The organism is Lutibacter sp. (genome assembly GCF_021647475.1).
Taxonomy (GTDB): domain Bacteria; phylum Bacteroidota; class Bacteroidia; order Flavobacteriales; family Flavobacteriaceae; genus Lutibacter.
The window spans coordinates 14,791-37,799 of record NZ_JAKIUR010000004.1 but is presented as its reverse complement, the minus strand read 5'-3'; the positions used below and the strand labels follow the sequence as shown (position 1 = coordinate 37,799).

Genomic DNA, 23,009 nt, shown 5'->3' with positions numbered 1-23,009 from the left:
TTATAATATTAAGTTTTGTTTTTCTAAATAATTTAAGGTATTTGGACCTTCCATAAATAACAAATCTAAGATACTTAAATTTGAAATAAAACCATTTTTTTGTTCAAACACTTGAATATAACGTTCTAAGTTATAGAAAGTATGGCTTTTATCTATAGCTAAATTCCTTACGTCTAAAATAGAGGTTGTTTCCTTGCTGAATTTTTTAGTCTTTTTATAAGGAATTTCAAGTTGCAAAGCTTCCATAATAAATTCGTGACATTTAAAATTCAAATCTAGTAAAAATGAAACTTTTTTCTCAAATAAAGGAAGCAAATCATCTATATAAAACTCAAAAAAAGGAGAAGAACTATAAGCTGTTTTTAAGGTTTTTAAGTGTTGTTTTTGCCAATTATCTTTATAATCTATTTTAATATCCTTTGTTTTTTGCTTAATTCCTTTTTGATGCTGAATAGGAACATTCAATAATTGTTTTCCGTTTGCAGTATTAATATAGCAACGATTTCTATAGGTTTGTTTTTGCCAATTATCTTCTACTTCAAAAATTATTTTATTCGATTTAGCAATAGCTACATATTGTGCAATAGTTGAAAAATAGGTTGGTTGAAGTAAGGTCATTTCAAATAATATTAAAAAATGACAAACATTATGCTGATTTTTTGCGTTTTCTATAATAACTAATTCCAAACCAAAGAGCCAAAACTCCCAAAAATGGATAAAGATAAGAAACAGGTTCTCCACTACCATTAACGGTTGTAAAAACACGTTTCCATCTAATTTTATTAGCTAAACCTTTACCGTTAGTATCCCAACTAAACCAAATAAACACAGGTTTACCAACGACATGATCATACGGAACATAACCCCAATAACGAGCATCTTCTGAATTATCACGATTATCACCCATCATCCAGTAATAATTTTGTTTAAAGGTGTAGGTATTTGCTAGCTTTCCGTTAATATAAATTTTATTTCCATTGACCGTTAAATTATTGTGTTCATAAACTTTAATAATTCGTTTGTAAAAAGGTAGCGTTTTTAAATTTAGTGCAACTGTTTTTCCAGCCTCAGGAATATAAATTGGTCCGTAGTTATCAACAGACCAAGGATATAATGGGCTGTGAGGGAAAATAGATTTATCGTAAGTTCCTTTTGGTGTAATTTGTTTTGTTACACTTTTAATTAAAGGATTATTTGCTAACCTTTTCGCATTTTTATCAGTTAAATTAAGTGTATAATAGCTACCAAAATTACGACCTTCAGTAACATTGTATCTTTTTAAAGTAGCAGTACTAAGTTGTTGTCCATCGGTAACCACTTTATTAATATATTGTGGTTTGGCTCTATCAGGTAATACCGTTTGTTTACCGTTTATAAAAATATAGCCGTTTTTAATTTCTAAGGTATCACCAGGAATACCAACACATCGTTTTACATAATTCGATTTTTTATCAATAGGTTTATCCACATGAATTTTAGAATGATCTCTAAAAAAACGAACAGTATCTGCTGGCCAATTAAATACTACAATTTCATTTCGTTTAATATCCTCAAATCCTGGTAATCTAAAATAAGGGAGTTGAGGTTTTTTTAAATAAGATCTTAATTTTATCAAAGGCAACGTATCATGTACCATTGGTGCAGCAACAACGGTCATAGGTGTTCGTGCACCATAATGAAATTTACTTACAAATAAAAAGTCGCCTACTAATAATGTTTTTTCCAATGAGGAAGTAGGAATAGTATAAGGTTGCATAAAATAAGTGTGTACTAAAGTTGCAGCCACAATAGCAAAAATAATAGAACTTACCCATTCTCCCCATTCAGTTCTTGTTTTTAAACTTCTATTTTCAACGTAAGAAACTTTTGCAAAATAATTCAAATAGAAATTATAAAAACCAAGTAAAACTATAGCCAAAATGGTATCAATACTTTTATTTTTACCAAAACTTCTACTGGTTTCTACCCAAACTACAGGAAACATCAATAAATTTATGATAGGAATAAATAGTAAAAATATCCACCAAACTGGTCGGTTTATAATACGCATTAAAACTACAGCATTATAAATTGGTATAATTGCTTCCCACGATTTCCTGCCTGCTTTTTTATATAATTTCCAAGTTCCTAAAAAGTGTATTACTTGAATCAGTAAGAAAAATATAAACCATTGAGTCATTGTCATAATTGGTAATTTAAATATTATTTTAAGTTTAAAACGTCTTTCATTGTATAAACTCCTTTTTTATTTACAAGCCATTCAGCCGCTACAACAGCTCCTAAAGCAAAACCTTCTCGGCTATGTGCCGTATGTTTTATTTCTATAGTATCAACTTCTGATTGATAAGAAACTATATGAGTACCCGGAACATCTGGAATTCGTTTTGCTACTATTGGTATTTCATTTGAATTGGTTGTTACATTTAATATCCAACTTTGTTTAGCGGAGTTTTTTATAATATCTTCAGCCAAAGTAATTGCAGTTCCACTTGGAGCATCTAATTTTTTTGTGTGATGAATTTCTTCTAAAACAACGTTGTATTGATTTAAATTCTGCATCATTTTGGCTAAATTTTTATTTAATTCAAAGAAGATATTTACTCCTAAGCTAAAATTACTAGCATAAATAAAAGCTCCGTTTTTTTGTTTACAGAAATCAACAATTTCATTATATTCTTTTAACCAACCTGTGGTGCCACTTATAACGGGAACATTATTCTCTATACAATTTTTAATATTATTAAAAGCTGCGGTTGGAACGCTAAAATCAATAGCAATATCTGTATTAGAAAGCTCGTAATTTAAATCATCTTTATCCACTTTTAATATAATTTCATGACCTCGTTCTAAGGCGATTTTTTCAATGATTTTGCCCATTTTTCCGTATCCAAGTAATGCAATTTTCATAGTTAAAAGTTAAAATTTATTTGAGCTCCAACAATAGCTTTATTTGAATTGAAATGCTTTATTAATTTTGGGTGTACAGTTAACTTATTATCTACATTATACTGCAATAAATGTGCATTTGTACTGGCTTCAACTATTTGTAAAACATATAAACCAACCGTTACTAAAAGTGATAAATCTCTATCTTTTTTATATGATTTTTGTGCTGATATTAATGCGTCTTTAGATAAAAAAGGATTGCCATTTGTACCATCAAATTCATCTGGTTTATCTGAAATTCGAAGTTTGTAAGCTTCTCTAACTCTGTTATAATTAGTGTTATTTGCACTGTAAAAATAGATACCTGAACCCAAGGCTGCATATACAAAAGGAATTTTCCAATACTTTTTGTTGTAAGCCTGACCTAGCCCAGGTAATATAGCAGAATAAAAAGCTGCTTTCGCAGGTGATAAAGGATTATATTTATAATTATTATCTACAATAGTATCTTTTATTATAAGGTTGCCTTTTTTTTGAGAATAACTTTGAAATACGCAAAGCAAACCTAAAATTAAAAAGATATGAAAGAACTTATTTTGCACTATTGTAATAGTTTTTTTATTCGATTAAAATCTTCTTCGGAATGAAAGGGGATAATAATTTTCCCTTTGTTTTTTCCAGCTAATTTTACATCAATTTTATGTCCAAAATAATCACTTATGGTTTTTAACCCTTTGGAAACAAATTTTGGAATTTCGGGTTTTGTATTTACCGTTTTTTGCTGAGGTTGGTTTCCTTCTTTTAAACTTTTTACTAATTCTTCGGTTTGACGAACAGATAATTTTTGTTGAATTATTTTTTCATAAATGGTTAATTGTTCTCCAATATTTTCAATATTTATAAGTGCTCTCCCGTGTCCCATAGATAAAAATCCGTCACGCATACCGGTTTGAATAATTGGATCTAATTTTAGTAAACGTAAATAATTGCTAATGGTTGAACGCTTTTTACCAACACGTTTACTCATTTCTTCTTGAGTTAAATCAATTTCTTCAATTAAACGTTGGTAGGTTAAAGCAACTTCAATAGGGTCTAAATCTTTTCGTTGTATATTTTCAACCAACGCCATTTCTAGCATTTCTTGGTCATTTGCCAGTCTAATATAAGCTGGGATGGTTGTGTTACCTATTAACTTAGAAGCTCTTAAACGGCGTTCACCTGAAACTAATTGAAAGGTGTTATTTTTAGTTTTCCGTAAAGTAATAGGTTGAATGACTCCTAATTCTTTAATGGAACTTGCTAATTCTCTTAAGGTTTCTTCATTAAAATGAGTTCTTGGTTGATAAGGATTTACTTCAATATTATCTAAATCAATTTCAATAATATTTCCAACAACTTTATCGGCATTTTTATCACTTGCAGAATTTATAGCAGTGGAAGAATCGTTTAATAAAGCAGATAATCCTCTTCCTAATGCTTGTTTTTTAGTTGCTTTTGCCATATTATTTATTATTTTTTAATATTTCGTTGGCTAAGTTAATATAATTTACGGCACCTTTACTTGTAGCATCATAGGCAATAATACTTTCACCGTAACTTGGGGCTTCACTTAATCTAACATTCCGTTGAATAATGGTTTTAAATACCATATTTTGAAAATGTTTTTTTACTTCCTCTACTACCTGATTTGATAATCGTAAACGAGAATCGTACATGGTTAATAATAATCCTTCAATATCTAATTCTGCGTTATGAATGTTTTGAATGCTTTTTATGGTATTTAGCAATTTCCCTAATCCTTCTAAAGCAAAATATTCACATTGTATGGGAATAATTACAGAGTCGGCAGCTACCAAGGCATTTAATGTTATTAAACCTAGAGAAGGTGCACAATCAATTAAAATATAATCATAATCGTTTTTAATTTCTTGTAACGATTCCCTTAACATATATTCTCTATTATTTTTGTCAACCAATTCAATTTCAATAGCTACTAAATCGATATGTGCAGGAATAATAGAAACATTTGGGGAACTTGTTGATGTAATAGCTTCCGATGCTGAAATAGCATGCTCTAATAATTGATAGCTTCCTAATTCAACTTCTTCAACATTAATACCAAGAGCTGATGAAGCATTGGCTTGAGGATCGGCATCAATTAATAGCACTTTTTTTTCTAAAACGCCTAAAGCAGCAGCTAAATTTACTGTAGTTGTGGTTTTACCTACACCACCTTTTTGATTGGCAATTGCAATTATTTTTCCCATTAAATAAACTGAATTATTTTTAAGATGTAAAAATACAATTATTTGCCGTTTTTAAAAGATAATAATGTTAACATACCCTTAAAAATAAAAAAGAGGTTGAAAGCTCAACCTCTTTGACTTTGTGTTAATTTTTGAAAGGAATATTTTCTAAAATTGTTAATAAAAATTTCCAAAATTTTTGTGAAGATTTTATGTTGGCTTTTTCGTCAGGTGAGTGAGCACCTTGTATGGTTGGACCAAAAGAAATCATATCCATTTCAGGGTAATTTGTACCTAAAATTCCACATTCTAAACCAGCATGGCAAGCAACCACACTTGGTTTGCTATTAAATAATTTTTCATAGGTTTTAGATAAAATTTCTAAAATAGGTGAATTAACATTTGGTTTCCATCCAGGATATGAACCTGCTAAAGAAACTTTATAGCCTGCTAACTCAAACGTAGATTTTAACGCATTTGCTAAATCAAATTTTGAAGTTTCTACTGAAGATCTTGTTAAGCATAAAATAGTAATATTACCATCTTTTACAGTAACACGAGCCACGTTGTTTGAAGTTTCAACTAAATCTTCCATATCATTACTCATTCTATAAACGCCATTGTGAGCAGCATAAATTGCAGCAATTAATGTATTTTGACTGATTAAAGTCATTACTCTTTTAGGTGTTTCAATTTCGGTAACTTCAATGGTTAAATTTGGGTCAACTGTTTTTAATTCCTTTTTTATTTCTTTAGTAACTTTTTTTATAGTTTTTAAAAAGCTAGATTTTGAAGCGTGATAAACAGCTAATTTCGCAAAACTTTCTCTTGGAATTGCATTACGTAAACTACCGCCGTTTATTTCTGATATACGCATCATATCTTGAATACCATATAAAACACGATTCATAATTTTATTAGCATTACCTAATCCTTTATGAATATCCATACCAGAATGTCCACCATTTAAACCTGTTACAGAAATAGAATAACCAATGCTATTTACAGGAGCACTTACTTTATGATAATCACTTTCAACAGTAATATCAATGCCACCAGCACAACCTATATCAATTTCGTCATCTTCTTCGGTATCTAGGTTTAATAAAATTTCACCATTTAAATAGCCAGCTTCTAATCCCATAGCACCTGTCATACCAGTTTCTTCATCTATGGTAAATAGTGCTTCAAGAGCAGGATGTAGAACTTCTTTAGATTCCAAAACACTCATAATAGCAGCAACTCCTAAACCATTATCCGCTCCTAAGGTAGTTCCTTCAGCACGTACCCAATCGCCATCAACTTTCATTTTAATACCATCAGTATCAAAATTAAAATCTGAATCTGAATTTTTTTGGTGAACCATATCTAAGTGTCCTTGTAACACCACAGGTTTACGGTTTTCCATTCCTTTGGAAGCAGGCTTTTTTATAATAACATTTCCTATTGGATCAACAATAGTTTCTAAATTTAACTTATTGCCAAAATCGACCATAAATTGTCGAACTCTTTCTTCTTTTTTTGAACCTCTTGGAACCGCATTTAAATCGGAAAAATTATTCCATAATGTTTTTGGTTCTAAGGCTCTTACTTCTTCACTCATAATTATGTTTGTTTAAGTATATTAACTTATTTCTATAATAGTTTTGTTTAATGGTTTTCGTACTTTTTTAAGTCCGTTCATAATATCATCATTTGCTCTAAAGCCAACGGGTAATAATAAAACTGATTTCAGATTTTTTTCTGATAAATTTAAAAGTTCATCAATCTTTTTAGGAATAAATCCTTCCATTGGGCATGCATCAATTTTTTCAATAGCACAAACCGTCATTAAATTACCAAGTACAATATACGTTTGATAAATTGCTGATTGTTCAATTTCTTCAAGAGATTTGTTTTTGTACATATCAATTAGCTGACTTCTAAACTTTGAAATTACTTCTTCTTTAGTACCTCTAATTTGTTTTTCTAAATCAAAATAGGCATTTATATCATCTTCTGAAGTATTTTTTTCAATACAAATTGCTAAAACATGGGATGCTTGTGCAATCTGTTCTTGGTAATAACATAGGGGGATCATCTTTTCTTTTAATTCTTGGTTGCTAACAATTATTAATTTAATAGGTTGCAAGCCAAAAGAAGTAGCCGTTAAATTAAACGCTTGTTTTAAAGTATCTAGTTGTTGTGTAGAAAGTTTTTTTGAGCTATCAAATTTTTTGGTGGCATAACGCCAATTTAAGCAATCAATAATGTTCATATATGGTATATTATTAACTACAAAATTAAGTTAATTTTGGTTAAAAATAGTTAAAAAAAGCTTTCAATTTTTATAACTAAAAGTTAATTTTTACCTTACCGAAGTATTTATAGCTATGAAAGAAAATTTATTGCACTTTATTTGGAAACTAAAATTATTTTCAACGAATAACTTGATAACTGCTAGCGGAAAAAAAATAGAAATTATTTCTACAGGAACGCATAATTATAATTCGGGACCAGATTTTTTAAATGCTAAAATTGTTTTAGATAATCAACTTTGGTCAGGAAATGTAGAAATTCATGTTTTATCGTCAGATTGGTATGCTCATCATCACCAAAAAGACAGCAATTATGATGCGGTAATTCTACATGTGGTTTGGGAACATGACATAGCTGTTTTTAGAAATACTAATGAAAGTATTGAAACTTTAGTGTTGAAAAATAGTATTGATAATAAATTGGTTATAAATTATAGAGTTCTTTTTAATTCTAATAAGAAATGGATTAATTGTGAAAATGAATTAAAGTATATTGATGATTTTACTAAAAAAAATTGGATAGAACGATTGTATTTAGATCGATTAGAAGCAAAATCGATTTTTATTAATAAGATTTTAAAAAGCACAAATTCAGATTGGGAAGCAACTTTATTTATTTTGTTGGCAAAAAACTTTGGATTAAAAGTTAATGGTGATGCGTTTTTACAATTTGCGACTTCATTTGATTTTTCAATAGTTAGGAAAGTAGGAGAGCACCCTTTTGAAATGGAAGCTTTCTTTTTTGGACAGGCAGGTTTGTTAACGGGAATTAAAGAAGCTACTTATTTTAGAAATTTACAAAAGGAATACCAGTATTTATCTCATAAATTTAGATTATCACCTCTTATAAAAAATTCAATGCAATTTTTTAGGTTACGCCCAGCAAATTTTCCTACAATTCGTTTATCTCAGTTGGCTATGTTATTTTCAAAACAACAAAATATGTTTTCTAAAATTATGGAAGCAACTGTTTTGGAAGATTATTATAAATTATTTTTAGTTCAAACTTCAATATTTTGGGAAACTCATTATACTTTTGAGGCTACCTCTAAAAAAAGTGTAAAAAAGTTAACCAAATCTTTTATAGATTTATTGTTGATTAATACTATTATTCCTTTAAAATTCACTTATTTAAAAACTTTAGGCAATATTGAGTTTGATGAATTATTTAATTTATTAGGTGAAATTAAACCAGAAAAAAACAAGATAATATCAAATTTTGAATCGTTAAAATTTACTAGTGAAAACGCCTTTCAAACTCAAGCTTTATTGCAGTTAAAAAATAATTATTGTAATAATAAATTATGTTTACAATGTGCAATTGGAAAAGAAATACTTAAGCGTTAGCTTTAAAATAATCTAAAACCCAAGCCACTTTTTGATTTTTAGTAAGTTTATCGGAAGTATGAATACCTTTAAATTTAGGCAGTAATTTTGGGCTTAAAAAAATTTCTTTTTCTAGTAGATTTTTCATTTTTGAAGGTCCAAAAACAACAAATTTATCATAAAGAGTTAGTTCTTTTAAGATGTTTTTAAAAAATGTAGAAATTTGTTCATCTCGTCTATTTCTACGTTTTTTCTCTAAAGTAAGGTATTGGTTTCCAAATCTTCCAAATTTTTTAGTTTCACCTTGAATTCGTACCCGTGTTTCAATGGTTGATTCAATAGTTTTACTAGTAGTAGGTTTATTTTCAATTACAGTAATAATAATTGCTCTTTTTGTATCTATCCAAACTCCTGCATTTTTTGACATATTTATAGAATTAAAGTTATAAACTTTGAGGTTAACTTTGTTAATGTTTGTACTACCTTAAAAATACAAAATAAATTAAAATAAAAAAGCTATCATAACTAAATGACAACTTTTTATTTAAAAATTTAAGATTTAATTAAAAACAATAACTATTTTCAGCTATAATTTTTTCTGCAATTACTTTTCTAAGTGCAATAGGGTTAGGGTTATTTACATATTTAGTAAAGCGTTTCAATCCCATAAGCATCATTCTTTGCTCATCTCCTTCAGCAAAATAGAAAATAGCTTCTTTACCAAAACTATTTATTTTTTCAACGGCGTTGTATAAATTTAATTTAGCCATTGCAATTTGACTTTCAGCTTCTTTTTCAGAAGTTAAATTGATAATTTTTTCAGCTTTTAAAATGGTAGATTCAGCCATATAAATTTCAATCATTATTTCAGCAGCAGCTAAAATTAATTGCTGATGGTTGTCTAAGTCTGCACCATATTTTTGTACTGCTTTTCCTGAAATCATTAAAAAAGCTTTTTTCAATTTTGATATCATTGCTTTTTCTTCTGATAATGTTTCAGAAAAATCGGGCGTATCAAAAGAAGGAATTCCAAGTAAACTATTGCCAACTTCCATAGCAGGTGTTATTAAATCAATTTTACCTTTCATTGCTTTTTTTAGCAACATTCCAACGGTTAATAAACGATTAATTTCATTTGTACCTTCATAAATTCTGGTAATACGAGCATCTCTCCAAGCACTTTCCATTGGCATATCTTTTGAGAATCCCATTCCGCCAAATATTTGGATACCTTCATCAGATACATATTGAGAAACTTCTGAACCATAAACCTTAATGATAGCACACTCAATAGCATATTCACTAAAAGCAGTTAATTCTGCATCTTGGTGCGATTTGCCATCGGCTAATAAGGAGTCAATCATATTTTGAATGTCTTTTGCAGCTCTGTAAGAACCAGCATCTAAGGCAAATGTTTTTGCACTCATTTCAGCATATTTTTTTTGGATAGCACCAAAATTAGAAATGGCAGTTTTAAATTGTTTACGTTCGTTTCCATATTTAACAGATTCCGTAATAATTCTTCTACTTGCGTCTAAACAAGCCGCTCCTAATTTTATACGACCAACATTTAGAGAGTTTAATGCAATTTTAAATCCTTGACCACGTTTGGCTAACATGTTTTCAACAGGGATTAATGTATCATTAAAAAATACCTGACGAGTTGAAGATGAAACAATTCCTAGTTTGTGTTCTTCTTCACCAAGTGTAACGCCATTAGGATTGTTTTTGTCAAACTCTAAAATAAATGCAGTGATATTTTTATCATCTTCTATACGTCCAAAAACAATAAAAATCTCAGCAAAACCAGCATTTGAAATCCACATTTTTTGTCCGTTAATTTTGTAATGTTTACCATCTTCAGTAAGTTCTGCAGTTGTTTTACCTGAATTTGCATCACTACCTGCACTAGGTTCGGTTAAACAATATGCACCAAATTTTTCTCCAGAAGTTAAGGCGGGTAAATATTTTTGTTTTTGCTCTTCAGTTCCATATAAGAAAATTGGCATAGTACCAATTCCGGTATGTGCACCAAAAGCAGTTCCTAAAGATCCTGTTGCAGCTGATATATAATCAGTTACTAGCATTGTTGAAACAAATCCCATTCCAATTCCACCATATTCTTCAGGGATAGAAACTCCTAAAAATCCCATTTCACCAGCTTTACGCATCACTTCTTCAGTTAAAGCGTAATCTTTACTTTCAAATCTCTCTTTCAAAGGCCAAACTTCACGATTTATAAAATCTTGAACAGCCTCTTTCATCATTTTTTGTTCTTCATTAAATTCTTCAGATACAAAAATATCTTCAGATTTAATTTCTTTGATTAGGAATTCTCCTCCTTTTATTGTTGCCATTTTAAATTACTATTTAAATTGTTAGATGTTTTATTTTAAAAATTCATAAATACCTGCAGCACCTTGACCAGTACCAACGCACATAGTTACAATACCGTATTTATTTTTTCTTCTTCTCATTTCATTGAAAAGTTGTACTGATAATTTAGCTCCTGTACATCCAAGTGGGTGTCCTAAAGCGATAGCTCCACCATTTACATTAACAATATCAGGGTTAAGTTTTAATCCTCTAATTACCGCTAAAGATTGAGAAGCAAATGCTTCATTAAGCTCAATTAAATCAATATCTTTTAAAGTTAAACCTGCTTGTTTTAGAACTTTTGGAACAGCGTGCATAGGTCCAATTCCCATAATACTTGGTTCAACACCAACTGCTGTATAGGCTAATAAACGAGCAATTGGTTCTAAATTTAATTCTTTAACCATGGCTTCACTCATAACTAGTACAAAAGAAGCTCCGTCACTCATTTGAGATGAATTACCCGCAGTAACACTTCCACCTTGTGCAAAAACTGGTCTAAGTTTAGCCAAAGCTTCAATAGAAGTTCCTTTACGAGGACCTTCATCGGTATCAACAACATAACTTTTTTCTTTACGCTTACCGTTTGAATCTACATAAGTTTGATTAACTGTTATAGGAACAATATCATCTTTAAAAGTTCCTTCCTTTATTGCTTTTAATGCTTTTTGATGTGAATTGAATGAAAAAACATCTTGATCTTCACGGGAAACATTGTATTTATTAGCCACTGCTTCAGCTGTTGTTCCCATTCCCCAGTAATAATCTTCATGACCCGCTTTTACAATTTCATAATTTAATTCTGGTTTGTAGCCTCCCATTGGCACTGAACTCATACTTTCTGCTCCACCTGCAATAATACAATCTGCCATACCTGCTGATATTTTAGCTGAAGCCATAGCAATGGTTTCAATTCCAGAAGAGCAAAAACGATTTACGGTAACTCCAGGAATATCTACAGAATTTAATCCCATTAAGGAAATTAAACGTCCCATATTTAAACCTTGAGCACCTTCAGGCATTGCACAACCCACCATAACATCATCAATTCTTGAAATGTCAAGTTGAGGCACTTGTTTTAATAAATATTGAATGGTTTCTGTAGCTAAATCATCAGATCTTTTAAATCTGAAAACACCTCTAGGTGCTTTACCTACTGCGGTTCTATATCCTTTTACTATATATGCTGTTTTCATTTTATATTAGATTTTAGGATTGAGTATTGAGTATTGAGATTTTAGTTTCAAGACTTTTTTGAAATGAATAGTTCATTTTTTGAACTTCAACAATTAAATCTATAACTGGTTGAACTATCTCTTTTGTAATTAGACCAAGTTCTATAGTTAAAATTAATTGGGTATGAAGTTCATATGCAGATCCATTTGCGATACTCAAAAAATGTTTAAATTCTTTATTTGAATTCCTTCCTGCACCTTCAGCAATATTTGAAGGTATTGAAACAGAACTCCTTTTAATTTGAGAAATTAACCCATATTTTTCATCAGAAGGAAGAGCAGAAACAAGCTGATAAACTAACATGGTTAATTTTATCGATTTTTTCCAAATTTTTAATTCTTCAATTTTATGCATAACTACTTCTAATTACTAAATACTTTATTCTCAATACTAATTACGTAATGGTTTACCTGTTTTTAGCGTATGCTCAATTCGTTGTAGTGTTTTTTTCTCAGTTAATAATGAAAGAAAAGCTTCACGTTCTAAATCGAGTAGATATTGTTCAGAAACATAAGTTGGTTCAGATAAATCTCCACCAGACATTACGTAGGCAATTTTATTACCAATTAATTTATCGTGTTCTGAAATATAAAATCCTTTTTCCATGGCATCAGTTCCAACCAAAAACATACCTAGTGATTGTTTACCTAACACTTTCACTTTTTGTGGTGCAGGTTGCGTATAGCCATCTTTAACCATTTGCAACGCGTAACGTTTTGCAGTTGCAATTTGCCTATCTCTGTTAACAACTACTAAATCTTTTCCGGGTTTTAGAATATCTAAATCAAATGCTTCATAAGCAGAAGTACTCACCTTTGCCATTGCAATAGCTAAAAAGTGTTCTCTTAACCTGTTTAATTGAACATCACCATCTTTAAATGTTTGAGCAGCTCTTAAAGTCATTTCTTTTGTTCCTGCTCCGCCGGGTAATAGGCCTACACCAAATTCAACCAAACCAATGTATGATTCAGCAGCTGCTACAACTTTATCTGCATGCAAAGTCATTTCGCAACCACCTCCAAGTGTCATTCCGTGAGGGGCAACAATGGTTGGCACACTTGAATAACGCAAACGCATTACGGTATCTTGGAAAGATTTAATGGCAAAACCAAGCTCATCATATTCTTGTTCAACAGCAGTCATAAATACCATAGCCAAATTAGCACCTACAGAAAAATTAGGTGCTTGATTACCAATAATAACAGCTTCGTATTCTTGTTCAGCTAAATCAATTCCTTTATTAATAGCTTGAATTACGCCGCTACCAATAGTATTCATTTTTGAACGGAATTCTACGTTTAAAATACCGTCACCTAAATGTTGAATTGCAGCTTCTGAATTACTCCAAATTGTTTTAGCTTCTCTAATATTATCAAGGATAATAAAACTATCTTGTCCGGGTATTTTTTCTTGTTTTTTTGATGGAATAGCATAGTAATATTTAGCTCCATCTTTTATAGTATAGAAAGATTTGTTGCCACTTTCAAGCATTTCAGTAACCCATTTAGCAATAGGAATATTTTCATCTTGCATCAATTTAATTCCTTCTTCAACACCAATAGCATCCCAAATTTGGAAAGGTCCGTGTCCCCAACCAAAGCCAGCTTTCATGGCATCATCAATTCGGTATAATTCATCAGAAATTTCAGGAATTCTATTTTGAACGTAGCCAAACATTGCAGCAAAATTCTTTCTGTAAAACTCACCAGCTTTGTCTTTTCCTTTTACTAAAACTTTAAATCTATCAATAACATTATCAATAGTTTTGGTCATTTCAAGTGTTGCGAATTTTGCTTTTTTACTTGGTCTGTATTCCAGAGTATTTAGATCTAAAGCTAAAATAGATTTTTTGCCATTTTCAACAACTCTTTTGTAAAAACCTTGTTTAGTTTTACTTCCCAGCCATTTGTTTTCCATCATTTTATTGATAAAATCTGGCAGTTTAAATAGTTCATGAGCTTCATCATTAGGACAGTTGTCATACAATCCGTTTGCTACATGAACTAAAGTATCTAAACCAACCACATCTACCGTTCTAAAAGTGGCAGATTTTGGGCGGCCAATAACAGGACCGGTAAGTTTATCAACTTCTTCAACAGTTAAACCTAGCTCTTTTACTTGGTGAAATAAGCTCATAATTCCAAAAATACCAACTCTATTTCCAATAAAAGCAGGAGTGTCTTTGGCTAAAACTGAAGTTTTTCCTAAAAATTTTTCGCCATACATCATTAAAAAGTCAGTAACTTCTTGTTTACAATTTGGACCGGGAACTACTTCAAATAATTTTAAATAACGTGGTGGGTTAAAAAAGTGAGTTACCGCAAAATGTTGTTGGAAATCTTCACTTCTGCCTTTATTCATGAATTTGATAGGAATACCTGAAGTATTAGAAGAAACTAGCGTTCCAGGTGTACGATATTTTTCAATTTTCTCAAAAACTTGTTGTTTAATATCTAAGCGTTCAACAACAACTTCAATAATCCAATCTACATCTTTAATTTTTGGTAAATCATCATCTAAATTTCCAGTAGTAATTCTACTAGCAAACTTTTTATTATAAATAGGAGAAGGTTTTGATTTTAATGAAGCTTTTAGGCTATCATTAACAATTCTGTTCCGTACCATTGGATTTTCAAGCGTAAGCCCTTTTGCTTTTTCTACAGCATTTAATTCACGAGGAACAATGTCGAGCAGCAAAACTTCTACACCAATGTTGGCAAAATGACATGCAATTCCTGATCCCATAATACCGGAACCTATAACTGCTACTTTTTTTATTGGTCTTTTCATTGTATTAATTTTTATATAGTCGAGTTTATGTTAGAAAACTTTAATTATTTGTTGAAAATTTGTTTTGTGTTTATTAAATAATTGATTATTTCGGTTACTTCACAAAAATTAGCGAACTGTTCTTTAGAAATATGTTGTTTTACAGTTTTATTAAACTGAAGTACATGTTGTTTTGATATTTCACGTTTTTCTGTTCCAAATTCAGTAAGTTTAATAAGAACTCCTCTACCGTCATTTGGGTTTTTTTCTCTAAAAATTTGTCCGTTATCTTCCATTTTTTTTAAAATTCTAGACAAACTAGTTGGTTCCATGCCCATTTGTGGTCCCAAAGCAGTTGAGGGTGTTCCATGTTTACTATCAATATTTAATAATACAAAAGCCATAGACATGGTACTGTTATGTTTTGCAGCCTGTTCATTATACATTTTTGCAACAGCTTGCCAAGTGGCTCTTAAAACATGGTCAATGGTATTATTTTTTTGCATTCTCAAATATATAAAAAAATACTATGCATGCATAATAAAATAATAAAATCTTTTGTTAAATTATTTTACTTGTTTTTTATAAAAAAAAGCGATAAGTTTAAAACATTATATAAAATTTTAAATATTATGAAAACAAAAGAGGTTATTGGTAAGATTATTAAACAAGAAAATATTTCATCTATTGATCAAAACAAGTTGCCAAATACTTTTGTAATTAACATCCCTGATCCCTATAAATCATATTATAATAGATTTACACATATTCATAAACCTTCGTCTATAATATTTGTAACTAAAACGCCAAATTCGTTTGAAAATATTTTGAGAACCACAAGTGAAATTAATACGGCCTATAATTTAGATTTGCTAGCTGCCAAATGTGAGGTATCTATTAATAAAAGAAAAATTAATGGAATAAGAGTACGAGGAATAAATAGATTTAGTGATATACCACAAATTCAGCAATATTATAAAGATGCGGGTTTTGTTTTTGCAAAAAGTGAAAAATTTGAGGATGTTGAAGCCTTAATAAGGATTAATAGATTTATGAATATTGAAAAAATAGATGAAGGCTTCTATCATTCAGGAACAGAAGAAAATGCCTATTTTATTGAAATTCCAAAACACATAGATTGGGATGATTTTAGAACGATGACTTATGAAATAAAAAATAATATAGCAGATAAAAATTTTGATATCGCTTTAGGTATTTTTTACCATAATGGTGGCATTACTGAAATATTACGTGTGTATAGACCAAAAATATCTTTAGAGATGCTAAAAACTATTAAAGAAAAATATCTTAAAAAATTAGAATAACTTTATTAAAAGATTAACCAAATTTCAATAAAATAACTATATTTTCGTACCGGAAATCAAAAACTTTACAATGAAAGATGTTTTAACGGTTGAAAATATAACTAAAACCTATGGTAACTTTACAGCTTTAAATAAGGTATCAATTGCAATACCTAAAGGAAGTATTTTCGGTTTATTAGGTCCTAATGGAGCAGGAAAAACTTCACTAATTAGAATTATAAATCAAATTACATTACCTGATAGCGGAACCATTTATATAGATGGGAAACCATTGCAACCAAATCACATTCAAGATATTGGCTATTTACCAGAAGAAAGAGGATTGTATAAAAGCATGAAAGTAGGTGAACAAGCAATTTATTTAGCACAACTTAAAGGAATGAGTAAGCAAGAAGCTAAACAAAAATTGCAAATGTGGTTTGAAAAATTTGGAATAAATGATTGGTGGAATAAAAAAATTCAAGAATTATCTAAAGGAATGGCACAGAAAGTACAATTTATTGTAACGGTAATGCACGAACCAAAATTATTGATTTTTGATGAACCATTTAGTGGGTTTGACCCTATAAATGCAAATTTAATTAAAGATGAAATTCTAAAATTAAGAGATCAGGGAGCAAGTATTATTTTTTCAACGCACCGCATGGAATCTGTAGAAGAAATGTGTGATTATATTGCGTTAATTAACAAATCAAATAAAATATTGGACGGAAAATTAAGTGATATAAAACATCAATTTAAAGAGAATAAATTTGAAGTGGGTTTAATTAGTGAAAATGAGAATCTGATTAATGAAATGCAAGAAAAATTTGAAGTAACCAGCCTAAGTAAAGATTCTGAAAATAATGAACAACGAATGATAGTTACTTTAAATAATGGTGACACTACTAAAGATTTAATTAAGTATTTAAACAGTAAAGCTCAAATCAATCATTTTTCTGAAATTATTCCATCTGCGAATGACATCTTTTTAAAATCCGTTGCTAATCATGAATAAAACTTTATTAATTATAAAAAGAGAATTTTACGCTAAGGTTAAAAATAAATCCTTTATTATTTTAACTATTTTAAGTCCATTTTTAGTAGTTGCTTTAGGAGCGTTAATATTTTATTTGGGTGAAAAAAATAGTGAAGATGTTAGAAAAGTAGCCTATGTAGATGAAACCAGTCAATTAGCTTCTGCTTTTACAAGTACAAAAACACTAAAATATGTAGATTTAACTAAATTAGGTTTTAAAGAAGCCAAAATTATTGCAGAAAAAGATTACTATGGCTTAATATATATTCCTAAAATAGATAGTTTAAATCAACTCTCTAAAGGTATAAAATTTTATTCACAGGAAACGCCAGGTCTGAGTTTAATAAGCTCTATTGAAAGTGGGTTAGATAAAAAGATAAGAGATTTAAAAATAGAAAAATTAAATATCGATGTCTCAATATTAAAGGAAACAGAAACCAGTATTAGTATTGCTACCGAAAATTTTACAGGCGAAAAATCTTCTAAAATTGGAAGTATTTTACGAATGCTTGCCGGTGGAGGTTTTGGTTACTTAATTTTTATGTTTATCATTATTTATGGAACCTCTGTAATGAGAAGTGTAATTGAAGAAAAAACAAGTAGAATAATTGAAATAATAATATCCTCAGTAAAACCATTTCAATTAATGTTAGGTAAAATATTGGGAAATGCATTTGCAGGTTTATTACAATTTATTATTTGGATGATTATTGGTGGAGCAATTTTGTTTGCTATAACAATTTATTTAGGCCCAGAAGCTGTAAATTCAACCAACGGAATGCCAATGACTCCTGATGTTGTGCATCAAGTACAAGAAGCTTCAAATAATAATATTCAATTGGTGCTTCAAGAAATAAAAAACTTACCAATTTTAACTATATTTTTCTCTTTTCTAGTTTATTTCTTTGGAGGTTATTTAATCTACAGTTCTATCTATGCAGCCATTGGAGCAGCAGTTGATAGTGAAACAGATACGCAACAATTTATGATGCCAGTTTTAATGCCATTAGTAATTGCTATTTATGTAGGTTTTTCTATTATTGAAAATCCACATGGTCCAATTGCAGTTGGGTTTTCTATATTCCCACTAACCTCGCCAATAGTGATGTTAATGAGAATTCCATTTGGTGTGCCATGGTGGCAAATAGCAGTTTCTATGTTGTTATTAATTGTTACCTTTATAGGTATTGTCTGGTTTGCAGCAAAAATATATAGAGTAGGTATTTTAATGTATGGCAAAAAACCAAGCTATAAAGAATTGTATAAATGGTTAAAATATTAGCAATTGGAAACGTTACATAAAATACTAGATTATACCTTTAGTTTTAGTGATAAAATTCAAATTTCTATTAAAGAAATTTTAGTGTTAACTGTTGTGTTTTTTATAACAAGTAAACTCATAAAACTAATTAAAAAATTTACGAATAAGAAACTAGATACTGAGGATAAAGATAAGTTTAATTCGTTATTTTCATTTCTAAAATACTTTATTTACATCTTGGTAACTATCATAGCTTTAGACTCATTAGGTATTAAAATAAGTGTGTTATTAGCTGGTTCTGCAGCGTTGTTAGTTGGTTTAGGTTTAGGGTTGCAAACCTTGTTTCAAGATATTATTTCAGGTATTTTTATGTTGCTAGATAAAACCATTCAATTAAATGATATTATTGAAGTTGATAATAAAATTGGTAAAGTTTTTGAAATAAACCTACGAACAACAAGAGCTTACACTTTAGATGATAAAGTAGTAATTATACCAAACCATATATTTTTAACTAATGAGTTGTATAATTGGACTCAAAATGGAAGATCAATTGTTGAATCGGTTAGTGTTGGTGTTGCTTATGGATCGGATGTAGAAAAGGTAAAAGAATTATTAATTGAAGCAGCTCTTGAAAATCCAAAAGTAGCTAAAATTAAAAAACCAACTGTATTATTTAATAATTTTGGAGATAGTTCCTTAGAATTTATTTTGAGATTTTCTACCAAACAAAGTTTTATTTTACCTATTATTAAAAGCGAATTACGTTTTGCCATTGATAAAAAATTTAGAGAAAATAAGATACAAATTCCTTTTCCACAAAGAGATATTCATATTATAGAAAACAAAAAATAGCATGTCAAAAATTTTATTAATTGAAGATGAAGCGACAATTCGCAGAGTACTAAAAAAAATTATTTCTGAAGAAAATGATAATTATGAAGTGGAAGAAGCAGAAGACGGTTTAATAGGAATCAATATGATTACAAAATTTGATTATGATTTAATTTTGTGTGATATTAAAATGCCTAAAATGGATGGTGTAGAGGTGCTTGAGAAGGTAAAAAAGCTAAAACCAGAAATTCCTATTGTAATGCTTTCAGGGCATGGTGATTTAGATACAGCAGTAAATACAATGCGTTTAGGTGCTTTTGATTATATTTCAAAACCACCAGATTTAAACAGACTTTTAAATACAGTTCGTAATGCCTTGGACAGGAAAGAATTAGTTGTTGAAAACACAATCCTTAAAAAAAAGGTAAGTAAAAAATATGAAATGATTGGTGATAGTGAACCTATTTTGCAGATTAAAACTATCATTGAAAAAGTAGCACCCACTGATGCAAGAGTTTTAATTACAGGTGAAAATGGAACAGGAAAAGAATTAGTAGCCCATTGGTTACACGAAAAAAGCGAACGAACAAAAGCCCCTATGATTGAAGTAAATTGTGCGGCAATTCCTTCGGAACTTATTGAAAGTGAATTGTTTGGGCATGTAAAAGGTTCATTTACAGGTGCTAATAAAGATAGGGCAGGTAAATTTGAAGCTGCTAATGGAGGTACTATTTTTTTAGATGAAATTGGAGATATGAGTCTTTCTGCTCAGGCAAAAGTTTTAAGAGCTTTACAAGAAAATAAAATTTCAAGAGTGGGTAGCGATAGAGATATTAAAGTAAATGTTCGTATAATTGCTGCTACTAATAAAAATTTAAAAGAAGAAATAGCAAAAGGGAAATTTAGAGAAGATTTATATCATAGATTAGCCGTAATTTTAATTAGGGTTCCTAGTTTAAATGAGCGGAGAGAAGATATACCTTTGCTAATTTCATTTTTCACAAATCAAATTGCCAATGAACAAGGTACTGTGGTAAAATTATTTTCAGAAAAAGCCATAAAATTATTGCAAAATTATGATTGGACAGGAAATATTAGAGAACTTAGAAACATTGTAGAACGATTGATAATATTAGGCGAAAAAGAAATAACCGAAAAAGATGTACAACTATTTGCAAGTAAATAAATCATGAAAAAATATCAAGTTACAAACAGTATTGACTTAAAAAAGACAGAAACAAAAGAAGTTATTGTTAAAGCGAAAAAAAAGCTTAAAAAATTAAGAAAAGAATTAAGTAAATTGCAAAGTAAAATGTACGCTGAAGCTAATTATGCTACATTAATTTGTTTGCAAGGCATGGATACTTCAGGTAAAGATAGTTTAATTAGAGAAGTATTTAAAGATGTAAATGCTTCAGGAGTTGAGGTACACAGTTTTAAAGTTCCATCGGAGCGAGAACTAAAACATGATTTTTTATGGAGACATTATATTGTATTGCCAGAACGAGGTAAAATAGGTGTTTTTAATAGAACGCATTATGAAAATGTATTGGTTACACGTGTGCATCCTGAATATATTTTAGGTGAAAATATTCCTAAAATAACCAATGTTGATCAAATTAATGATGATTTTTACCATCAACGAATGGAGGCTATTAATAATTTTGAAGGTAATTTAGTAGCTAATGGAACCATTATTTTAAAATTCTTTTTAAACCTTTCTAAAGAAGAACAAAAAAACAGATTATTACGTCGTTTAGAATTAAAACAAAAAAATTGGAAATTTTCACCTGCCGATTTAAAAGAGCGTAAAATGTGGGATAAATACCACTATTGTTATCAAGATTTACTAAATAGAACTTCTACAGAAAAAGCACCGTGGTTCATTATTCCAGCAGACGATAAACCAACAGCCAGATTAATTGTTGCACAAACTATTTTAGATACTTTAAAAAAATATAACTTTCAAGAACCTGAATTACCTGAAAAATACGAAAAAGAACTTGGTAATTATGAGAAACAACTTAAAAACGAATAATAAATTGACTAAAGAGAGCTGTATAAAATGGCATTTCAATGTAGTTTAACGGCAATAAATAAATTAACCTAATGGAATTAAAATTAACAAAACCAATCGTATTTTTCGATTTGGAAACAACAGGAATTAACATAGCAACAGATAGAATTGTAGAAATAGCCTTGCTAAAAGTATATCCTAACGGAAATAAAGAAAGTAAAACTTGGTTGGTAAATCCTGAAATAGAGATACCAAAAGAAACCACAGCTATTCATGGAATAACCAATGAACAAGTTGTAAATGAACCAACTTTTAAAGAATTAGCACCGGAAATAAGTAAAATTATTGATGGTTGTGATTTGTCAGGATTTAACTCAAATAGATTTGATATTCCTCTTTTAGCTGAGGAAATGATTCGTGCCAAGGTGAATTTTGATATGAATGACAGAGTTGCCATTGATGTACAGGTTATTTTTCATAAAAAAGAAGAGCGGACTTTAAGTGCAGGTTATAAATTCTATTGTGGTGAAGATTTGGAAAATGCACATTCAGCTATGGTAGATACCACAGCAACTTATGAAATTTTGAAAGCTCAACTTGAAAAATATGACGATTTAGAAAATAATGTTGATTTTTTAAGTGAATATTCAAGATATCATAAACGTGCAGATTTTGCCGGTTTTGTTTTATTTAATGATGAAAATGAAGAAATTTTTACTTTCGGAAAATATAAAAATCAAAAAGTTGAAGATGTTTTATTAAAAGATAAAGGTTATTTTTCTTGGATTCAAAATGCCGATTTCCCATTATACACCAAAAAAATATTAAAAGGAATTAAAGAACGTGTGTTGCATAATAAAAAAGAAAACACTTTAGAAGATTTACAAAAGAAATTCAATAAAAAATTATAAATATGTTAGTTGATTTTGATAGTTTAGAAGATACTTCAAGAGTTTGGGTGTACCAAGCAAATAGAGTATTTTCTACTAGTGAAGAAGAAGAAATTGTAGCTAAAATTGAAAATTTTATAACTTCTTGGCAAGTACATGGCAAAGATTTAAAAGCATCATATCAAATTAAATATCATCAATTTATTGTTATTGCAGTTGATGAAGATTATAATGAAGTTTCAGGTTGTTCCATTGATGCTTCTGTTAATTTAATTTTAAAATTAGAACAAAGTTTAAAATTAGATTTAACCAATAAATTGAAGGTTTCTTTTAAAGATAACAATAACATAAATGTAGTTAGTTTACTAGATTTTAAAAACTTTGTAAAACAACGAAAAATAACAAAAAATACAGTTGTATTTAATAATCTGGTTACAACAAAAGCAGATTTTGAATTAAATTGGGAAGTGCCTGCAATTAATAGTTGGCATAAACGATTTTTTGCTTAATAAAAGTTTCTTTAACTTT

The 23,009-nt window shown here is 29.5% G+C and carries 23 protein-coding genes; 9 read left to right on the top strand and 14 right to left on the bottom strand.

What is annotated here, in order from left to right; genetic code table 11:
• The 8 genes from L3J60_RS01710 to L3J60_RS01675 all read right to left on the bottom strand — a co-directional run bounded on the left by L3J60_RS01710 (position 1) and on the right by L3J60_RS01675 (position 7,389).
• Positions 1-618, bottom strand: a complete 618-nt coding sequence (locus tag L3J60_RS01710; RefSeq protein ID WP_291973728.1) for a WbqC family protein — start codon at positions 616-618, stop codon at positions 1-3.
• Between the two features lie 28 nt (positions 619-646).
• Positions 647-2,185 (bottom strand): signal peptidase I, encoded by a 1,539-nt coding sequence (gene lepB, locus L3J60_RS01705; protein WP_291973727.1) that lies wholly within the window; start codon positions 2,183-2,185, stop codon positions 647-649.
• A gap of 17 nt (positions 2,186-2,202) precedes the next feature.
• A complete protein-coding gene (gene dapB / locus L3J60_RS01700; RefSeq protein WP_291973725.1) occupies positions 2,203-2,907 on the bottom strand; it encodes a 4-hydroxy-tetrahydrodipicolinate reductase in 705 nt (234 codons plus the stop codon).
• A gap of 2 nt (positions 2,908-2,909) precedes the next feature.
• Positions 2,910-3,488: a DUF5683 domain-containing protein gene (locus L3J60_RS01695; protein WP_291973722.1), complete on the bottom strand. Its 579-nt coding sequence runs from the start codon at positions 3,486-3,488 to the stop codon at positions 2,910-2,912.
• Positions 3,488-4,387: a ParB/RepB/Spo0J family partition protein gene (locus tag L3J60_RS01690; protein ID WP_291973720.1), complete on the bottom strand. Its 900-nt coding sequence runs from the start codon at positions 4,385-4,387 to the stop codon at positions 3,488-3,490. The genes L3J60_RS01695 and L3J60_RS01690 overlap by 1 nt, the downstream gene beginning before the upstream one ends.
• A gap of 1 nt (position 4,388) precedes the next feature.
• Positions 4,389-5,153: a ParA family protein gene (locus L3J60_RS01685; protein ID WP_291973718.1), complete on the bottom strand. Its 765-nt coding sequence runs from the start codon at positions 5,151-5,153 to the stop codon at positions 4,389-4,391.
• Positions 5,154-5,277: 124 nt separating this feature from the next.
• Complete coding sequence (locus L3J60_RS01680; protein ID WP_291973716.1) at positions 5,278-6,735, bottom strand: aminoacyl-histidine dipeptidase; 1,458 nt, start codon at positions 6,733-6,735, stop codon at positions 5,278-5,280.
• Between the two features lie 21 nt (positions 6,736-6,756).
• Positions 6,757-7,389 (bottom strand): NAD(P)H-dependent oxidoreductase, encoded by a 633-nt coding sequence (locus tag L3J60_RS01675; RefSeq protein ID WP_291973714.1) that lies wholly within the window; start codon positions 7,387-7,389, stop codon positions 6,757-6,759.
• Positions 7,390-7,504: 115 nt separating this feature from the next.
• Here L3J60_RS01675 and L3J60_RS01670 point away from each other — a divergent pair, with 115 nt between their 5' ends.
• Positions 7,505-8,776 (top strand): DUF2851 family protein, encoded by a 1,272-nt coding sequence (locus L3J60_RS01670; RefSeq protein WP_291973712.1) that lies wholly within the window; start codon positions 7,505-7,507, stop codon positions 8,774-8,776.
• Here the strand turns inward: L3J60_RS01670 and L3J60_RS01665 are convergent.
• The 6 genes from L3J60_RS01665 to L3J60_RS01640 all read right to left on the bottom strand — a co-directional run bounded on the left by L3J60_RS01665 (position 8,766) and on the right by L3J60_RS01640 (position 15,642).
• Positions 8,766-9,182, bottom strand: a complete 417-nt coding sequence (locus L3J60_RS01665) for a hypothetical protein (RefSeq protein ID WP_291973709.1) — start codon at positions 9,180-9,182, stop codon at positions 8,766-8,768. The genes L3J60_RS01670 and L3J60_RS01665 overlap by 11 nt on opposite strands.
• Before the next feature lie 136 nt (positions 9,183-9,318).
• On the bottom strand, positions 9,319-11,112 hold the full coding sequence (locus L3J60_RS01660) for an acyl-CoA dehydrogenase family protein (protein ID WP_291973708.1): 1,794 nt from the start codon (positions 11,110-11,112) through the stop codon (positions 9,319-9,321).
• Between the two features lie 30 nt (positions 11,113-11,142).
• Entirely contained in the window at positions 11,143-12,327 is a 1,185-nt protein-coding gene (locus L3J60_RS01655; protein ID WP_291973707.1) for an acetyl-CoA C-acyltransferase, read from the bottom strand.
• 13 nt (positions 12,328-12,340) lie between these two features.
• Positions 12,341-12,721: a four helix bundle protein gene (locus L3J60_RS01650; protein WP_291973706.1), complete on the bottom strand. Its 381-nt coding sequence runs from the start codon at positions 12,719-12,721 to the stop codon at positions 12,341-12,343.
• 36 nt (positions 12,722-12,757) lie between these two features.
• Positions 12,758-15,157 carry a 3-hydroxyacyl-CoA dehydrogenase/enoyl-CoA hydratase family protein gene (locus L3J60_RS01645; RefSeq protein ID WP_291973705.1) on the bottom strand — a complete coding sequence of 800 codons (2,400 nt, stop codon included), beginning with the start codon at positions 15,155-15,157 and terminating at the stop codon, positions 12,758-12,760.
• A 44-nt stretch (positions 15,158-15,201) separates the two neighbouring features.
• Positions 15,202-15,642: a MarR family transcriptional regulator gene (locus L3J60_RS01640; protein ID WP_291973703.1), complete on the bottom strand. Its 441-nt coding sequence runs from the start codon at positions 15,640-15,642 to the stop codon at positions 15,202-15,204.
• Between the two features lie 126 nt (positions 15,643-15,768).
• On the opposite strand from L3J60_RS01640, the gene L3J60_RS01635 reads away from it, so the two are divergent.
• From L3J60_RS01635 to L3J60_RS01600, 8 genes are all read left to right on the top strand, one after another.
• Complete coding sequence (locus L3J60_RS01635) at positions 15,769-16,461, top strand: hypothetical protein (protein WP_291973701.1); 693 nt, start codon at positions 15,769-15,771, stop codon at positions 16,459-16,461.
• Positions 16,462-16,531: 70 nt separating this feature from the next.
• Positions 16,532-17,458, top strand: coding sequence for an ABC transporter ATP-binding protein (locus L3J60_RS01630; protein ID WP_291973699.1), 927 nt, complete (start codon positions 16,532-16,534; stop codon positions 17,456-17,458).
• The gene (locus L3J60_RS01625) at positions 17,451-18,761 is read left to right on the top strand and encodes an ABC transporter permease (protein WP_291973697.1); all 1,311 of its coding nucleotides are present in this window, start codon (positions 17,451-17,453) and stop codon (positions 18,759-18,761) included. The genes L3J60_RS01630 and L3J60_RS01625 overlap by 8 nt, the downstream gene beginning before the upstream one ends.
• A 3-nt stretch (positions 18,762-18,764) precedes the next feature.
• On the top strand, positions 18,765-19,595 hold the full coding sequence (locus L3J60_RS01620) for a mechanosensitive ion channel domain-containing protein (protein ID WP_291973694.1): 831 nt from the start codon (positions 18,765-18,767) through the stop codon (positions 19,593-19,595).
• A 1-nt stretch (position 19,596) separates the two neighbouring features.
• The gene (locus L3J60_RS01615) at positions 19,597-20,760 is read left to right on the top strand and encodes a sigma-54 dependent transcriptional regulator (RefSeq protein ID WP_291973692.1); all 1,164 of its coding nucleotides are present in this window, start codon (positions 19,597-19,599) and stop codon (positions 20,758-20,760) included.
• 3 nt (positions 20,761-20,763) lie between these two features.
• On the top strand, positions 20,764-21,612 hold the full coding sequence (locus L3J60_RS01610) for a PPK2 family polyphosphate kinase (RefSeq protein ID WP_291973691.1): 849 nt from the start codon (positions 20,764-20,766) through the stop codon (positions 21,610-21,612).
• A 71-nt stretch (positions 21,613-21,683) separates the two neighbouring features.
• Entirely contained in the window at positions 21,684-22,502 is an 819-nt protein-coding gene (locus L3J60_RS01605; RefSeq protein WP_291973690.1) for a 3'-5' exonuclease, read from the top strand.
• 2 nt (positions 22,503-22,504) lie between these two features.
• Complete coding sequence (locus L3J60_RS01600; RefSeq protein WP_291973689.1) at positions 22,505-22,990, top strand: ABC transporter ATPase; 486 nt, start codon at positions 22,505-22,507, stop codon at positions 22,988-22,990.
• Positions 22,991-23,009: the final 19 nt, after the last annotated feature.

Bases quoted from the DNA above. Each gene is read 5' to 3' on its own strand.
- L3J60_RS01710 (WP_291973728.1), bottom strand. From the start codon at position 618: ATGACCTTACTTCAACCAACCTATTTTTCAACTATTGCACAATATGTA.
- lepB (WP_291973727.1), bottom strand. From the start codon at position 2,185: ATGACAATGACTCAATGGTTTATATTTTTCTTACTGATTCAAGTAATA.
- dapB (WP_291973725.1), bottom strand. From the start codon at position 2,907: ATGAAAATTGCATTACTTGGATACGGAAAAATGGGCAAAATCATTGAA.
- L3J60_RS01690 (WP_291973720.1), bottom strand. From the start codon at position 4,387: ATGGCAAAAGCAACTAAAAAACAAGCATTAGGAAGAGGATTATCTGCT.
- L3J60_RS01685 (WP_291973718.1), bottom strand. From the start codon at position 5,153: ATGGGAAAAATAATTGCAATTGCCAATCAAAAAGGTGGTGTAGGTAAA.
- L3J60_RS01680 (WP_291973716.1), bottom strand. From the start codon at position 6,735: ATGAGTGAAGAAGTAAGAGCCTTAGAACCAAAAACATTATGGAATAAT.
- L3J60_RS01675 (WP_291973714.1), bottom strand. From the start codon at position 7,389: ATGAACATTATTGATTGCTTAAATTGGCGTTATGCCACCAAAAAATTT.
- L3J60_RS01670 (WP_291973712.1), top strand. From the start codon at position 7,505: ATGAAAGAAAATTTATTGCACTTTATTTGGAAACTAAAATTATTTTCA.
- L3J60_RS01665 (WP_291973709.1), bottom strand. From the start codon at position 9,182: ATGTCAAAAAATGCAGGAGTTTGGATAGATACAAAAAGAGCAATTATT.
- L3J60_RS01660 (WP_291973708.1), bottom strand. From the start codon at position 11,112: ATGGCAACAATAAAAGGAGGAGAATTCCTAATCAAAGAAATTAAATCT.
- L3J60_RS01655 (WP_291973707.1), bottom strand. From the start codon at position 12,327: ATGAAAACAGCATATATAGTAAAAGGATATAGAACCGCAGTAGGTAAA.
- L3J60_RS01650 (WP_291973706.1), bottom strand. From the start codon at position 12,721: ATGCATAAAATTGAAGAATTAAAAATTTGGAAAAAATCGATAAAATTA.
- L3J60_RS01645 (WP_291973705.1), bottom strand. From the start codon at position 15,157: ATGAAAAGACCAATAAAAAAAGTAGCAGTTATAGGTTCCGGTATTATG.
- L3J60_RS01640 (WP_291973703.1), bottom strand. From the start codon at position 15,642: ATGCAAAAAAATAATACCATTGACCATGTTTTAAGAGCCACTTGGCAA.
- L3J60_RS01635 (WP_291973701.1), top strand. From the start codon at position 15,769: ATGAAAACAAAAGAGGTTATTGGTAAGATTATTAAACAAGAAAATATT.
- L3J60_RS01630 (WP_291973699.1), top strand. From the start codon at position 16,532: ATGAAAGATGTTTTAACGGTTGAAAATATAACTAAAACCTATGGTAAC.
- L3J60_RS01625 (WP_291973697.1), top strand. From the start codon at position 17,451: ATGAATAAAACTTTATTAATTATAAAAAGAGAATTTTACGCTAAGGTT.
- L3J60_RS01615 (WP_291973692.1), top strand. From the start codon at position 19,597: ATGTCAAAAATTTTATTAATTGAAGATGAAGCGACAATTCGCAGAGTA.
- L3J60_RS01610 (WP_291973691.1), top strand. From the start codon at position 20,764: ATGAAAAAATATCAAGTTACAAACAGTATTGACTTAAAAAAGACAGAA.
- L3J60_RS01605 (WP_291973690.1), top strand. From the start codon at position 21,684: ATGGAATTAAAATTAACAAAACCAATCGTATTTTTCGATTTGGAAACA.
- L3J60_RS01600 (WP_291973689.1), top strand. From the start codon at position 22,505: ATGTTAGTTGATTTTGATAGTTTAGAAGATACTTCAAGAGTTTGGGTG.